General features: G+C 53.9%; 13 protein-coding genes and 1 pseudogene. 4 read left to right on the top strand and 10 right to left on the bottom strand.

Annotated elements, in window-relative coordinates; genetic code table 11:
- Nucleotides 1–36: 36 nt before the first annotated feature.
- Nucleotides 37–1,695, top strand: a complete 1,659-nt coding sequence (locus ACOYW1_RS10925; RefSeq protein WP_482422814.1) for a hypothetical protein — start codon at nt 37–39, stop codon at nt 1,693–1,695.
- On the opposite strand, the gene ACOYW1_RS10920 is transcribed toward ACOYW1_RS10925, so the two are convergent.
- The 10 genes and pseudogenes from ACOYW1_RS10920 to ACOYW1_RS10875 form a co-directional block, all read right to left on the bottom strand.
- Nucleotides 1,679–1,945 (bottom strand): helix-turn-helix transcriptional regulator, encoded by a 267-nt coding sequence (locus ACOYW1_RS10920; protein ID WP_482422813.1) that lies wholly within the window; start codon nt 1,943–1,945, stop codon nt 1,679–1,681. The two genes, ACOYW1_RS10925 and ACOYW1_RS10920, sit on opposite strands and share 17 nt — an antisense overlap.
- Nucleotides 1,896–2,834, bottom strand: coding sequence for a hypothetical protein (locus tag ACOYW1_RS10915; RefSeq protein ID WP_482422812.1), 939 nt, complete (start codon nt 2,832–2,834; stop codon nt 1,896–1,898). The genes ACOYW1_RS10920 and ACOYW1_RS10915 overlap by 50 nt, the downstream gene beginning before the upstream one ends.
- Before the next feature lie 738 nt (nt 2,835–3,572).
- Nucleotides 3,573–5,402 carry a hypothetical protein gene (locus ACOYW1_RS10910; RefSeq protein WP_482422811.1) on the bottom strand — a complete coding sequence of 610 codons (1,830 nt, stop codon included), beginning with the start codon at nt 5,400–5,402 and terminating at the stop codon, nt 3,573–3,575.
- 77 nt (nt 5,403–5,479) lie between these two features.
- Nucleotides 5,480–7,198 (bottom strand): OmpA family protein, encoded by a 1,719-nt coding sequence (locus ACOYW1_RS10905; protein WP_482422810.1) that lies wholly within the window; start codon nt 7,196–7,198, stop codon nt 5,480–5,482.
- Nucleotides 7,179–7,802 (bottom strand): hypothetical protein, encoded by a 624-nt coding sequence (locus ACOYW1_RS10900; protein WP_482422809.1) that lies wholly within the window; start codon nt 7,800–7,802, stop codon nt 7,179–7,181. The genes ACOYW1_RS10905 and ACOYW1_RS10900 overlap by 20 nt, the downstream gene beginning before the upstream one ends.
- A gap of 338 nt (nt 7,803–8,140) precedes the next feature.
- Nucleotides 8,141–8,335 carry a hypothetical protein gene (locus ACOYW1_RS10895; protein WP_482422808.1) on the bottom strand — a complete coding sequence of 65 codons (195 nt, stop codon included), beginning with the start codon at nt 8,333–8,335 and terminating at the stop codon, nt 8,141–8,143.
- A gap of 810 nt (nt 8,336–9,145) precedes the next feature.
- Nucleotides 9,146–9,448, bottom strand: a complete 303-nt coding sequence (locus ACOYW1_RS10890) for a hypothetical protein (RefSeq protein ID WP_482422807.1) — start codon at nt 9,446–9,448, stop codon at nt 9,146–9,148.
- Between the two features lie 886 nt (nt 9,449–10,334).
- On the bottom strand, nt 10,335–10,997 hold the full coding sequence (locus ACOYW1_RS10885; RefSeq protein WP_482422806.1) for a 3-oxoacid CoA-transferase subunit B: 663 nt from the start codon (nt 10,995–10,997) through the stop codon (nt 10,335–10,337).
- A 5-nt stretch (nt 10,998–11,002) separates the two neighbouring features.
- Nucleotides 11,003–11,494, bottom strand: a complete 492-nt coding sequence (locus ACOYW1_RS10880) for a CoA transferase subunit A (protein WP_482422805.1) — start codon at nt 11,492–11,494, stop codon at nt 11,003–11,005.
- Nucleotides 11,495–11,534: 40 nt separating this feature from the next.
- Nucleotides 11,535–11,588 (bottom strand): annotated as a pseudogene (locus ACOYW1_RS10875) (hypothetical protein); the annotation flags it as partial.
- A gap of 654 nt (nt 11,589–12,242) precedes the next feature.
- On the opposite strand from ACOYW1_RS10875, the gene ACOYW1_RS10870 reads away from it, so the two are divergent.
- The 3 genes from ACOYW1_RS10870 (at nt 12,243) to kamA (ending at nt 15,390) form a co-directional block, all read left to right on the top strand.
- A complete protein-coding gene (locus tag ACOYW1_RS10870) occupies nt 12,243–12,836 on the top strand; it encodes a TetR/AcrR family transcriptional regulator (RefSeq protein WP_482422804.1) in 594 nt (197 codons plus the stop codon).
- Between the two features lie 87 nt (nt 12,837–12,923).
- Nucleotides 12,924–13,979 carry an L-erythro-3,5-diaminohexanoate dehydrogenase gene (gene kdd, locus ACOYW1_RS10865; RefSeq protein WP_482422803.1) on the top strand — a complete coding sequence of 352 codons (1,056 nt, stop codon included), beginning with the start codon at nt 12,924–12,926 and terminating at the stop codon, nt 13,977–13,979.
- Nucleotides 13,980–14,121: 142 nt separating this feature from the next.
- Nucleotides 14,122–15,390 carry a lysine 2,3-aminomutase gene (gene kamA / locus ACOYW1_RS10860; RefSeq protein ID WP_482416431.1) on the top strand — a complete coding sequence of 423 codons (1,269 nt, stop codon included), beginning with the start codon at nt 14,122–14,124 and terminating at the stop codon, nt 15,388–15,390.
- The last annotated feature ends 43 nt before the right edge of the window (nt 15,391–15,433 follow it).

Below are 15,433 nucleotides of genomic sequence, written 5' to 3'. Positions count from 1 at the left end.
CACACAGACAAACCCGACAACTGGAGAGGTACGTTTATGAAGATTCACGGGAAGACAAACTGGATGAAAAGGCTGCTGATGGTGTTGATGGCCCTTACCCTCATGGCCTGCGGAGACAGCGACAGCGACAACCCGGTCAGCACGCCAGCGACGTCAAGCACCATCACCGGTGTGGCAGCCAAAGGGGCTGCCATGGCCAATGCGAATGTGATCCTTGTGGACAGCACCGGGAAACGCCTGGCCGCCAAAACCGACGGGAATGGAAAATACAGCATCACAGGCAATGATCTCACCCCGCCTTTTGCCGTGGAGGTAACCGACGGCAATGGAGACACGTTCTATTCGGTCTCCATGGACTTCGGGTGCATCAACATCACACCGTTGACCGGGGCCATCACCTCGGCGCTTCTGGGCGGGGCCGACCCCGCAACCATTATGAACCAGCTGTCAACGGTGACGGCTGCGAAGATCACCAAGGCACAAAATGAACTGAAGGCGGTCATGGCCCCCCTTCTGGAGGCATACGGCGCCAAGGACATGGATCTTATCTGCGGTGAATTCCAAGCCAACAGCCGTGGCATTGACGCTCTTTTGGACGCTGTACGGGTTGAGATCGACGGGGCGTCCGGGACCCTGACCCTGAAGTCCACATCGGATCAGGTGATTGTGGAGGCAACCCTGGACACCAACGGAGCCACGTTGACCACGCCCTTAAACCTGAACAACATGCCTGAGCTGACAGATAAAGTATACGGCTATGATTACCATGTGGTGGACTTCAATGCAGCCACCACCGACGAGACCTCGGAGGTCAACTGGGGCTCAGCCCGGTTTATTGCGGACGGGTACGTCACCCTCGCCATCTCACAGACCAACAACGGAGATGTCGGCAGCACGGTCTATGACTATTCCCTTTCTGACACAGGCATCTTGAAAGTTGATGGTGACGCCGGTGTAGAGGGGGCCTGTAACACGGACAAGTCCCTCATGGTCCTCAGCGATGTTTCCCCGAATGACGGGGACACGGGCATGGTCTTTTTCATCAAAAAGAGCACGGAAACGCCCGCCATCGACGGAGACTACGCCATGATGTATTTCACGCGCAACAACACTGGGGAGTTCGAAACCGACAGCTGGCCCACGGACCTTCATTTTACCTGGAACGCCAACAACAAAGAGGCTGCTTACCTCGATGATGGCACCCCGGCCACCCTTGCCTACGGCGCAGACGGGACCCTTTCCGGCCCCAACGACCTGACCGTCTTTCCGACATGCGAGGGAACCATCCTTGTGGCACCCCATGCCTCCCCGGACGATCCCGGGGTCACCTTGCTGGTGAAACAACCCACGGAACCCTTTCCGGATTTCACGGACACCAATGTCAACACCATGGCGGATTTCATCACCCCGGGCTTTGTCATCAACACGGGATCCAACAGCTTTACAGGGCACCGCAATATGATGTTGATTGGAAGGCAAACCGATACAACCGGGGCACTCACATTAGGAAGCCTCATCAACGGGGCAACAATCCAATGCGAAGACGGGGTCTTTTACAAAATGAGCGGCGCAACGCGCGAAGAAGGGGTTTTCGGGGTATATCCCCACGAAGGAATTTTCCTTTGGGTGGATGAAAAGGAAGGCGATGCCGATCACAACTTCGGTTTTCATATGGGATTCAGGACAAATCCATAGATTTGGGGGCGCAGGAGTTCTCCTCTGAAGAGGCTCCGTAGGCATAGACCTTTTCCAGAAGTTCCTTGCGATTCTTGCAATCGAACTTCTGGAAAAGGCGCTGCATGTAGGTTTTCACAGTGGATTCGGCGATGCCCTCAATCTCGGCGGCCTCTTTGTAGGTCTTGCCCGCCACCACATGGGAGAGCACAGCCTTCTCCTTATCGGAGATGCGCTTTAATATCCCTTTGGGCAGGAGATCCGACAGCACAGAGACAGCTTTCTGGTCCGGTTCCGCTCCCGTGGCGATGGACCAGGACCTGGATCTTCAGATGGGAAAAAAGGGCCAGTGTGAGCACCAGCACCACGTTGGCCACCACCATAAGAATAGAGAGATAGGGGCTGAAAAGGGACACGATGAGGCTGCCCAGAAAAATCCCCCCGCACATGGACCCCATCATGCAGAACTGTTCGGCCAGAGTCCGCCTTGGGGCAATAACCAGGGCAATGACCAGCAGATCAAAGACCCCGAAGGATGCATAACTTGCGAACATCCCTATCTGAAGCAGGAGAAGGGCGTTGAAGGCCACCATGGAAAACGCCACGATCCCCAGGATCACGGCAAGGTAGATGGCTGCGTCATGGGACTTTTTCAGTATAACAACGGTAAGGGGCAGCATTACCAGGTAGGCCAGGGTATAAAGGTGGCTCGTATCCCCGGCTTCGGCAAGGGCTGGGGCGAGGTACCCGTGCATGAGTCCTCCGGTGACATAAAAAACGGAGAACAACAGGTATACCGCCAAAAAGGGACGCGCCCACAGGGTTGGTGCCGGGGCCGTGGGCTTAAAGCGGACATGTGAAAATGAGATGGCCCCCTGTATCCAGAGCCCGGCGATAAACAGTACCACGCTCATGCCCCCGAGTTTCACGGGTAAGGCCACCGGAAGCCAGTAGACGGACAAGGGGATCAGGTTGCCTGCGACGCAGGCAAAGGCTGATGCAAACAGGGGTTGCGGAACGGCCCTCAAGGTGTTCATCACCCCCACCACAAGGGGAGCTGAAAAGACACCCATGGCCATAAACAGAATAGCGGTGTGGGAGGTAACCGCCAGAAGAGAGGCACTGAGCACCCCAAGCAGCAGAAAGGCGTATTGAGACACAGCATTCAAAAATGAAGAAGGGAGCCGTGAGCAAAGAAAAAGGGCCACTGTGTGAACAGACAGGAAATGGTACACATGCAGAGAATCGGCCCACGATGGCAGCAGCACACCTTCAAGGGGTATGGCATTGAGCCATGTCAGATAGAGGGCAAGCCCGGCCGTTGCCTTTAAAAACCCTTGATGAAACATAACGCCCCCACCGATACCTACCCGTAAAAAAGCACCTGTCCCTCCCCCACCCGGTCCCGAACCGAGCCGGGGTCCCCGACCATTTGAATGCATCATATAAACTTAATACAAAACAAGCCGGGCCTTCAAGGGCGATTTCTCTAATTTTAAATTACCGGAGATGTCGTAAGGTGGCATAAATGCGAGGTGTTAAAGGCGGGAAAGACCATCAAGATTGCATCTATTTTTATCTCAACAGGAAATTCGTCACGTTCGATGGGCACGGCACAAAAGGTGTCACCACCCGAATGGATGCGACTTTGCCTTTGCCCATCCTACAGGGTCTCGGATTCTCGCCACCGGTCGTCGGGTGGCGACCCGTAGGATGGGCAAAGCGGAGCGTGCCCATCTTCGCTGCGAGGGCCCATGGGCACGGCGCCAAGGCCGCCACCACCCCAATGGATGAGGCTTGCCTTTGCGCCATCAAAGGCTACAAACAGGGTTATCGACGCTGATCGGAACGCGTTATACAAAATGAGCTGGTAAAACAGATCAATGCTCAGGTTTCGATCAAGACGGATCAATGGGTTCCATGCATCCGGCCCGCCTCACCGGTTTGATCACCTGGCTGTAATCCGTGATCCACTCTTTCGCGGTCAACGGCTCCTGCTCATACAAAAGAGGCTTGGCCGGGCTGGGGACACGGTTCCACGGGGCCTTCTTGTCATCTGGGGTATTGTAGTTGCTGGGTGCAGGGAATTTGAATGTACACGTCATCCAAGCCCTGTTATTAATCTTGCATCGCTTACATTGAAGACCGGACTTGTCCGGCGTGCTTACTTCCATAAAATACTTATAGTGCTTGCCGGGCTTTATCATCTTTCCGAAGGGACGAATCCCATTGATATGCACACCATGGAGTGAAGTGTAGTGCATCTTAAACCGGGCTGCAAAAACATCCCTCTTTTCGCCGTACTTGGTCGCGTTAAAACAAAAGTCCTCTTTGGTTACTGTCAGGTCAACGCTATCTTTTTTACGGAGGGTCACCCAAGAGCCCATAAGCGCTCCGGCGTGTATCTGCTTGGAGGGTGTTTCAAACCAGGAAATGAGCTCGTTAAAGGAAGCGTTTTTGTTTTCCTTGCCCGTGTAGGCGTTGGTGAACTCAATGTCATTTCGCCGCATGGTTGCCTCGCCTAAATACTTCATATTCCCTACACTTTGATACGTGGGGCCCTGGATATTATTGAAAGCACTGTCCTGAAAAAGGGTAATGGTTGCGGGGATGGACTTCCAGTCGAAGCCCCTCTTTTCATAGTTTTCCTTGGCTGACTCTGTCACCTTTTCACAGGAAGCAATCACCATGAACTCCACAGACTGATCCCATGTAAAATCATCCAATGTGAGGTTGGTGTCACCCTTTCCATCGTCGCGAAAAAGCATATGCCCGTTCATCCAGTCACTGCCCCCAACTTTGATAAGGATTGTTGCATGGATATCGTCTTCCATCAGTGTGGGATACGCATCCGAAGAAGTAAGAGAGTTGAGAAAATCCTTTTCCAGGAACAGGCCTTCGTCTTTCACAAGGTAATGCCCGTCGCCGTTTGTTTTGTACCCGGCATCCCCATACATCTTTTTCTCAAGAACAGAGAGACATGCGGGGTCGATGACATGCGCTCTGTCAGGGTCAACGGTCAAATGGAAGCACCCGTCGTCGCTACTGCCTTCTTCCATCATCGACTTGAATTCATCATGGCTTTCCGGATAACAGATCACCCGTCTGCTTCTCGCGGTATGGTAAACCATGACCGTCAGATAATACGGAACGTTCGCCAGCAATCCCATGGCCTCGTACAGAAACATGGGCATCAGATTCATTGAGAACCCTGCCATGGGCTTGATGCCACGGACGGTCTGGGACGCCAGTTGGTAAAACGGCTCAAACACAAATCCGATGCGGCCTTCAAAGGCTTTCTCCTCATCGGTGATAAGCTCAGCCTTGGTCAGGGGGCGCATGATGGTTTTAAACTTAATGCCTGCTCTGTTCTCATCCCACCTGTGGAGCTGGATGGAGGCTGTGCAGGTTAAGGCATACTCCTTTTTCAGCACCACGATCACCCGCACCTGATCAAAGGGGCTCAGGGCATCAAAATGATATTTCTCATCCATGGGCGATCCGTCGGGCATGTGCAAATTGGTGTAGACACTCCTACGGCGCCGCGTTGCCATGGGTACCCAGTCTTCATCTTTTTTCTGTTCACGTCGCCGGGTGTAGATGTTCATGTATTCATAGATATCCTCACCGTATTCACCGGCACGTGTGGGTGCAAACATCTCGGATAGTCGTTTGACATCCTTTGAATCCATGGTGTGTATCGGAAAATTTTTCTGGAAATCAGACACCACATGGTCCAGCCGGCGCACCCCGTGGGCAATCCGTAGATGCGGTTATATAAGGGGTTCCGCCCCTGTAACGCCCCTTAAAAAGAGAGGGCCTCCGCCTGCTCATCCGGTGTACCGTCATTCCCGGGAGGGGAGCTGACATGCCCCGTGGTGCGTCCCTCGCCAAGAAAGAAAAAATCCTTATCAAGAAAGAAATTCCCCCTGTAACTAACGGACAGCACACCTTCTTCGTCCTGCTCAACGCCTTTTGTGTTCACGGCAAGCTGCCAGAACTCGGCCAGGGATGAGCGTTCATGGCGCTCCAGGGGAAAGGACCACCCGTCGTTTAAAATAAAGTTGGCGATGTATTCGGCAACCCGGTTCTTTTGAAGTTCATGCTGAACCCGTTCAAGGGGGGACTCTTTCGGGTTTTCATCGGTATCCCGCCAGTACTTTTCACAGGCCGACAGCTGTGCCCTGTAGAGGAGATTGAATAACCCGGCAACGGCTTCGGAACGGATACGAAAATTGGTGTCCATCAAATCGATGCTCTCCACGGACGCATTGGCGGATAAATTTGTGGTTGTCACCTTCTCATCAATGATGAGAAGGGTATTTCCGTGGGAGTTCTTGGTAAACGACTGAAGTTCCTTTTCCAGGGTTTTGATCCTTTTCATCAACCCGTCAAACATCCAGTTGTCCACAACGGTAAAGGCGTTGTCGTAAAGTTGAAGCCCTGCCTTGCCCAGTTCCAAGCTCGCCGCAAGGAAAAGGGCAGGGGCTGCTGTCAACGGCACAACGGATGCAACGCCCAAAGCCGCATCAAAAATGGCCAACAGCGACTTCTTCCGGGTCTTATCCATACCCAGCATGTTGGCAACGGTGAGTTTTCTCTGCTTTTCAAGATACTCCATGCCCTCACGGAATCCACCCTGGGACCAGGCCCCCACACCCAAATGGATATCAGACCGCCTGTTGGCCGCTTTCTTGGCTTCGTCCCCTGTGTCCTGACCCGCGTATTTTTCTCCGTACCCCAACGTGAGAATGCGATCGGAGAGAGCATTCAGGTGAAGCTTTTCACCGGCGTCTTTGCGGCTGCGGAGTTCTTCAACCATGGCCTGCTTCACCCCGGATGCCCGACTGAACGAAAGCTCCAGGTTATGGGCCGCCGATGCCGTGGAGTCCGTATACCCCTTGACAAACACAACCCGCGACACGTCGTCCCGGTGAGCAAGGAGGTACCCAACCGCCGTGTCCACCGGACCCTTGTACTGGGCGGTTACCTCAAACAGGTCACTGTCGTAAAACACCTGCTCCATGGACTCTTCCGCAAAAAACGTCTCCCCGCCCTTCTCCTCTTCCTGATCGATGAAAAAGGTCCTGTTGAAATAATCCCGCACTATGTTCTGGTACTGATCCACCGACACCTCAAGGGAGTGGGACGCAGATGAATAATCCTTAAGGCTTCCGATGGCACTGGAGATGCTCGACGCGATCTCAACGGGCTTCATCAGCCGATTGATGGGCGTCAAAATATGCTGACTCGCCTTGGGAAGGTCAAACCGAAAAACCCTCTTGCTTATCTTCGAAGCCACGGTGGCATCAAAATGCTCAATCTCCTGCCCGGTCGTGAGAAACCCCTTCCCCAAATAACTCTTTTTGAGCGCGCTCCGCACGGTATCTACTTTGTGGTCGCCCTTGGCATACGAGAGCACCCGGGTGCCGCACTCCTTGAAGGATTTCATGCTCTCCCAGGTTTTGATGGTGCTGAAGGCGAGATCCATTGAATCAGCGGTTTTAACATCCGCTACTTTCATTCTTGTCCTGAAGTGCTTTTCCCAGGGCAAACGTCAGACTGGTTCCCGAATCCGCAAAGGCCACCCCATGAATAAGCCCTGCAATCTCTTTTTTACGCTTGAGCATGGCCGCACACCTGTCGAATCCGGCGGGAGGCACCTTTTTACCGCCCTCATTTTTACCGTCGGCCCCCTCATCAACAGCGTCCCTCACAAGATGCATGTACTGGCCTGGAAACTGGGTGACCAGGGCCTCTTCTGCAGAAACCGGATCGCACAGGATCACGTCCATCTCCGTAAAGTGGCTTCTTATGGGAAAGCGGACGTAATCAATAATGGTGTATCGGCCGGATTCGGCGGTTCCCCGGTGCCAGCGTTTTGACTCTGATTCTGACCGTTTGCCCACCTCGACGTCGATGCGGTACTGCCCTACAGGGAGGGTTTTATCACTGCCGTAGTAAAAATGTACCCATACAGGCCCTTTGATTTGGTAAATTGAAGCACCGCAAAACTTGGCAAACGTCCCATCATGATATTTTTTGCCATTGATATAAATCGTTATCCACGATTTTTCATATTTCGCATCCACTAAAAAATACACAGCTCGGGTTTTGGCAGAAATCATTCCTCTGATGCCGTGATGATGAATTTTTTTCTTCTGGTACCACTTTCGGTACCCCGATCCTCATCGTTTCCATCTTGAGGAATGTCCCTTGGTTCACGAAGAAGATCAAAAGGGATCCACTGGGACTCGAAGGACATCGTTTCCAAATCAGGTATCTGGCGAATTGCGTCCCCGATCTGCTTCGCCCAATTGTAATCATTCGTCTCATACTGTGTGTAGGCCGCCGAGGCCTGTGCAATCATCCCTGGGCGGGGGCATCACCAGATGATGGGTCTCCACTAAACCAAGCGCTACCCCCCCAAATGTCTTGGTAAACCGGTATTTTTAGGGCCCCGTAGCTATTGGTAGTGCAGGCAACCAGATGCATCTTTTTTGTCGAGGGCTTTGATATTCGAATTATAGCTGACATTGCTGTAGACAAAGAAATTCTTCACCGGTTCGAGTTTGGAAATACGATCTATTCCATCGAAATATCCTGTTAACACGAGCTTTTCATTGATAGCGCCGTCGATCCGCTTGTTGGCTATCTGCATAACCGCCTCCATCAAATATTGATGAGTGTTATAGTTCCCAGGCTCAATGGCAGCTTGATAGTAGTAGCCACCGTCCGAAATTCTGTTTTTATCAAAACCATTGTATTTTGGAGATAAGCATGATCAGAATCCGCAAAAATTGGAATATACTGTCCACTTTCGAAGCGTGACATAATCTCACCATTTTGTGTTGAATACACCGTAAAATAATCCAACGCATTCCCCCGAATTATCTTTTGTCCATCTGGAGATATATCAAAACAATATCCTCCATCAGTGACCAACATCCTGTGCTTGGACCAATCGGAATTAAAAATACACACGCCATAAGTTTTGACTAAATTTTCTGAGCCTCGAAAGCCCACCATCTTTCAAGGGAATAGACCGTTCATGTCCATCAGCAACAATTTTATTTGTTGGTGGATAGATGAAAAAGTTATTAATACTAAAATAAACGTTATTGGACCAATCATAGAGAGTAATATCTTTTGTCTTTACGTCATATTTATAGAGCTTTGTTAAGCGCTCATTTTTACTTGTCAGCCCACCACCACCAAAAAAAACGATTGTTTTGCAATCATTTTGCCATCCCATATTTCTTGATTGGCCGTGGCTGGGTTATCACATCCCGGCTCCCCATCTTCAAATCGTAAACCACCTTATGAAATCCGTTGGGGCTGTCATCATCAAGGGTGAGACAAATATACCGATTATCGGGTGAGCGCCGCGGTGTATCCATGGTAGCCGCATCGCCCTCCGGTGAAAGCTGCGTATTGGAAAGCACTCGCCTTAAATCTGTCCCGTCAGTTTTCACGCTCCAAACCGAATCACAGTCTCTATCGTCGGATCCGTGTGAACAAACTGAATCCTCGGGCTATCAAAAATGTCCGGGTCGCCGTAGATCTCCTCTTTGATCTCAAATGATCCGTCGGGTGCTACCTCATATAAGGGCGGTGGTTGGACAGACTCTTTTTTCGCAACGGTTTTGGTGTTGCTCGCCTCTGCCCGCCTTTGGTCGTCCTCGTCCCCTCCGGAAAGCAAAAAGACAAGGCATGCGACAACAAGGGCGACCATCGCGATTTTCTTCAGGACATCCACCTTGCCATTTTCCATGTTTTTCTCCTCTCTCAATCAAGTCGATTCAACGCAGTATAATTATTCAGGCTACATTCAATTTTAAATCAATTAGGTTTTCGTGACGTTCGATGGGCACGGCGCCAAGGGTGTCACCACCCCAATGGGTGCGGCTTGCCTTCGCCGATTCCAGGCGTACTTTGGGAGAGTTATCGCCGCGGGCGTTGGGTGGCGGACCGTAGGATGGGCAAAGCGGAGCGTGCCCATCTTTGTTACGAGGACCGATGGGCACGGCGCAAGGTGTCGCCACCCCGATGGATGCGGCTTGGCCTTTGCCCATCCTACAGGGTTTCGGGTTCTCGCCACCGGTCGTCTGCTTGCAGGCCGTAGGATGGGCAAAGCGGAGCGTGCCCATCTTTGTTGCGTCTACAGCCTGGCCCACGGCAACGCGCGAAGGGTGTCGCCACTCCAATGGATTCGGCTTGGCCTTTGCCCATCCTACAGGGTCTCGGGTTATCGCCGCCGGGCGTTGGGTGGCGGCAAAACGTAATAATGTCTTTTATGGAGACCGCCCATGCAGAGGATATCTTATTGTCGCAAGTAAAGTATGGTCCTGTTTCGCAGCAGTTCATGACGATTTTCAACCGCGAATCATTGCTCAGATAACTACAAGGAAACTTGAATGTCAAGAATTATAGCAGCAAGATATTATGACACAAAAAGGGGTCGGCAATTTAGGCGGTTATGCCGACATGTACACACAGACAAAAGAGGAATAGGCTATAAACAAACGGAGCATGACACGTGGCCGAGTGCTTCAGGATAGGCGCCATCAAAAAAGCCGCCCCCGACATAATCGGGAGCGGCTGAGAAGCAAAGAATACTGGTTATGGAGGTCGGACGCGTTCTTACTGAGCGATCCGGGTCAACACACCTGCATGACGGGCACCTCATCGGGGATGATCAGGTCGGCATCGGTGTGTGCCACCACGTCGTCTACGGTGAGGCCCGGGGCAACCTCTTTCAGGACCAGCCCCGCATCGGTCACCTCCATCACTGCCATGTCCGTGACGATAAGGTTTGCCTGGCCCACGGCGGTGAGGGGAAGGGTGCAGCGCTTGAGGATTTTGGAAGAGCCGTTTTTGTTCACATGGTCGGTGGCAATGATCACGCGGCGGGCACCGGTGCAGAGGTCCATGGCGCCGCCCATGCCCGGAACCATCTTGCCGGGGATGATGTAGTTGGCGATGTTGCCCTCCTGGTCCACCTCAAGGGTTCCCAGGACCGTGGCGTCCACGTGGCCGCCGCGGATGATGCCGAAGGAGGTGGCGCTGTCGAAAAAGCAGCCGCCCTGCTTGATGGTCACCGGCTTGTTCCCGGCGTTGATGAGATTATCCCGGCCTTCGGGCGGACAGGGGCCCATGCCGATGAAACCGTTTTCGGACTGGAGAAAAATCTCCACATCGGCGGGGACGTGGTCGGCCACCATGGTGGGCATACCGATGCCCAGGTTCACCACGTCGCCGTCCTTGAACTCCCTTGCGATTCGCTTGACGATCATCTCGCGCTTGCTGATTTTCTCTGCCATGTTGTCTACCCTCCTACCACTGCGTCGACAAAAATACCCGGCAGCATCACGTGATCCGGGTCAATGGCCCCCACGTCCTCCAGGAATTCCGCTTCCACAATCACATAATCACAGGCCATGGCCATGAGCGGGTTGAAGTTCTGGGCCGATTTGCGGAACACAAGGTTGCCCTGCCTGTCAGCCTTAAAAGCCTTGATGAGGGCCACGTCCCCTTTGATGGGCGGCTCCAGGAGAAATTCGCGGCCGTCCACGGTGATCTTTTCTTTGCCCTCTTCCACGTGGGTTCCCACCCCGGTGGGGGTAAGAATTCCGCCGAGCCCCACGCCTGCGGCACGGATCCGCTCGGCCAGGGTGCCCTGGGGAACCAGAACAGCGTCGATTTTCTCCTCGGCCATCAGCTTGCCGAACTCGGGGTTGAGCCCCACATGGGACGCATAAAAACAGGAAGCCATGTCGTTTCGGATCAGCTTCTCGATGGCTGCCCGGGACCCCAGCATCGTTGCAGACCACGGTGAGGTCCGTCACCCCTTTTTCGACGACGGCATCCACCAGCGCTTCGGGGGTGCCCACCGTCATAAACCCGCCGATCATTACGGTCATCCCGCTTTCGATCCGCGCCACAGCGTCCTTCATTGTCGTGATTTTGTTCATCCTGCCAAATCCTTAATAGTCGCGACCGCGTCATGGTATACGCCCCGGAAACCCAGGAACATGCCGGCTGTCACCCTTGGGAGCCTGCCGGGCTTGAGAAGGATGGTTTCGTGATCAGGGCTGCATCAAACGGATTTCGGATCTCCTTGAAAACCGATAGAAGATCCCGGGCAAAACCACCGGGGATACCCCGCACATGGCCTGCCACGATTACCTAACAAGCGTTAGGTAGAGGGATATATAATCTCGCCACAACAATATTGTCAAGAGTCTTAAAATGATAGAGCCATAGCATCACAGAAGAAACAACACGGTAGTTACGAGCTATACTTCGCAAAAGCCCAACCCCGACCTAACCCGTTCAAGACAGGGCCACGCCAGGCCATCATTTTAAACGGTCGTAAAAACTCTGTAATCACAAGCTAAAAACATGCCAAAACAACTATTTTTCGAGCAATAATATATTTCGCAATTCCCTGCTCTTTTTTTCTTGACTTTGTCCGATCCATGAAACTAACCTAACAAACGTTAGGTTTTGTATCGGCAACTCGCCGCCCGTATGATCTGCAACCAGAAGAACAAGGATCGCCGGCCATGAGCACCACGACCATCTCCACACGCAAGACCATCATCTTCCGCGAAGCCGCCCATCTCTTCCGAGAAAAAGGCTACAGCGGCTCCACCCTCCGGGAACTGGCCAAGCGTGCCGGCGTCAAGGGCGGCAGCATCTACCACCACTTCAACTCCAAGCAAGAGATCCTCTTCATGATCATGGAGTACACCATGACCAACCTCATCACCAAGGTCTCCCGGGAGATCGAAGGTGAGGAGAGCCCCCTTGCAAAGCTGCGCAAAGCCATCCGCGTTCACGTGGAATACCACACCGTGGATTCCGACGAGACCTACGTGGCAGACGCCGAACTCCGCAGCCTGGAAGTCCCCAACTACAAAAAAATCGTCAAAATGCGAGACCGCTACGAGCGGCTGTACAAAGATATGCTTCAGGAAGGAATAGATAAGGGGGAGCTGGCCATGGACAACGTCACCATCTCCTCCCGGGCCCTGCTCCAGATGTGTACCGGCATCTCATACTGGTACAACCCGGAAGGCCCCCTCTCCATCAAGGAGATTGCCGACAGCTATGTGGACCTCTTTTTTCACGGGGTCTGCGGCAATGTGGCCAACTGAGCGGCCACCGACACCGGCTCAAACTGTCGTACCCCATATCCTGGGGACCATACCGCAGCTATTCAATAATGTAAGGAGTGTGTTACCATGTCTTTGGAAGTGATCAAGAACGGCAACCCCTTCGGCGCCCACAGGGTGGTGGAACCCAAGGGTGTCCTTCCCCAGCCCGCCCGGAAAATCGACAACAACTTAAACCGCATCTGGGACAACGAACTCCTCATCGACGTCCAGTTCCTCAACATCGACTCTGCCAGCTTTACCCAGATCAAGACCGAGGTGGGGGCCGACGACGACAAAATCAAGGCAAAAATCCTTGAAATCGTGGGCGATCGAGGCAAGATGCACAACCCCGTCACCGGCTCCGGCGGCATGCTCATCGGCACTGTCCAGGCCGTCGGGGAAAAGCTCAAAGAGACCTGCCCCCTTAAAGAAGGAGACCGCATTGTCAGCCTCGTCTCCCTGTCCCTGACGCCCCTTGCCATCGAGGAGATCCTGGAGGTGAAGAAAGAGACCGACCAGGTCAAGGTAAAGGCCAAGGCCGTCCTCTTTGAAAACTCCCTCTACGCCAAACTCCCCGAAGACATGCCCGAGACCCTGGCCCTGGCCGTTCTCGATGTCTGCGGCGCCCCCGCCCAGACCGCCCGCCTTGTCAAGCAGGGCGACACCACCGTCATCATCGGTGCCGGCGGAAAATCCGGCATCCTCTGCGCCTGGGAAGCCAAGCGCCGTGCAGGCGTCACCGGCCGCATCATCGGTGTGGAATACTCCGATGCAGGGGTGGCCTCACTGAAAGCCCTGGGCATCTGCGACGACGTCGTCAAACTCGACGCCTCGGACGCCCTCACCTGCTACGACACCATCAGCACCCTCACCGACGGCAAACTGGCCGACGTCATCATCAACTGCGTCAACATAGAAAACACCGAACTGGCCTCCATCATGATGTGCCGGGACAAGGGTGTTGTCTACTTTTTCAGCATGGCCACCTCCTTTACCAAGGCCGCCCTCGGCGCCGAAGGCATCGGCAAAGACGTGGACATGATCATCGGCAACGGCTACACCGCAGGCCACGCTGAGATCGCCTTGAATGTCGTCAGAGAATCAAGCGATATCAGAGAGATGTACGAAAAGCTTTACGTATAAGACAAATTAAAATACGCCAAGGGACCCGCTCTTCCTCCTGCTGCTTCTCCTCCCACTCTCCTTCTCCCTCACGCACTCCCCTCCGGCGTCGGCATAGAATCGTCACTGTCAGCTCAACAGCACACAAGAGGGTTTTCACCGCATGAAAGAGTACAAGCGTCACGACTACAGGGAAATCGAACTTTACAAGGACGTTCCCGAAGAGGACTGGACCAACTGGAAGTGGCAGCTACGAAACGTTGTCACCGACATCCCCACCCTGAAAAAGATCATGCCCATCGACAAATCCATGGAGCAGGATCTCGAAAAGTGCCTTGAAAAATTCACCATGGCCATCACCCCCTACTATGCCTCCATCATGGAGAAGGACTACCACCGTGGCGTCATCCGCCTTCAGGCCGTCCCCTCCATCAACGAACTCCACGTGGCCCCCGATGACCAGGACGACCCCCTGCACGAAGATGTGGACTCCCCGGTTCCCGGCCTCACCCACCGCTACCCCGACCGCGTGCTGCTCCTGGTCACCCACATCTGCTCCATGAACTGCCGCCACTGCACCCGGCGCCGCATGGTGGGCGACCACGACACCCACCTCTCCCGGGCCTCCATCGACAAATGCATCGACTACATCCGCGAGCACAAAGAGGTGCGCGACGTGCTCATCTCCGGCGGGGACCCCTTTACCCTCACGGATGACTCCCTGGAATACGTCCTTAAAAAGGTCCGAGCCATCGACCACGTGGAGATCATCCGCATCGGATCCCGCACCCCGGTGGTCATGCCCCAGCGCATCACCGACGACCTGTGCAACATGCTGAAAAAGTACCACCCCCTCTACGTGAACACCCACTTCAACCACCCGGACGAGATCACCGCAGACTCCAAGGAGGCCTGTGAGCGCCTGGCCAACGCCGGGATCCAGATGGGCAACCAGACCGTGCTCTTAAGGGACGTCAACGACTGCCCCAACATCATGAAAAAACTCATGCACGAGCTGCTTCGCATCCGCGTAAAGCCCTACTACATCTACCAGTGCGACCTCTCCATGGGCATCTCCCACTTCCGCACCTCCATCACCAAGGGCATGGAGATCATCGAAAACCTGCGCGGCCACACATCCGGCATGGCGGTGCCCACCTTTGTGGTGGATGCCCCCGGGGGCGGCGGCAAAATCCCTGTGATGCCCAACTACCTGCTCTCCCAGTCCGACCGGCGCTTTGCCCTGCGGAACTACGAAGGGGTCATCACCACCTACACCCAGCCCGAAGAGGTCTTCTCCAACTGCGGGCGCTGCAACATCTGCAAGGAAAACGAGAAGCAGTACAAACCCCTGGACGGCGTGGCCAAGCTCCTCTCAGGCGAGAAACTCTACCTGGAGCCCGCCAACCTCCAGCGCCGCAAACGGGACTAACAAGAAAAAAACGCCTCCGGCGGCCCTGCCGGGGGCCAACCTT

It is taken from the genome of Desulfoluna sp. CYM3A, from assembly GCF_056829965.1.
This window is presented reverse-complemented; position numbering and strand designations above follow the sequence as displayed.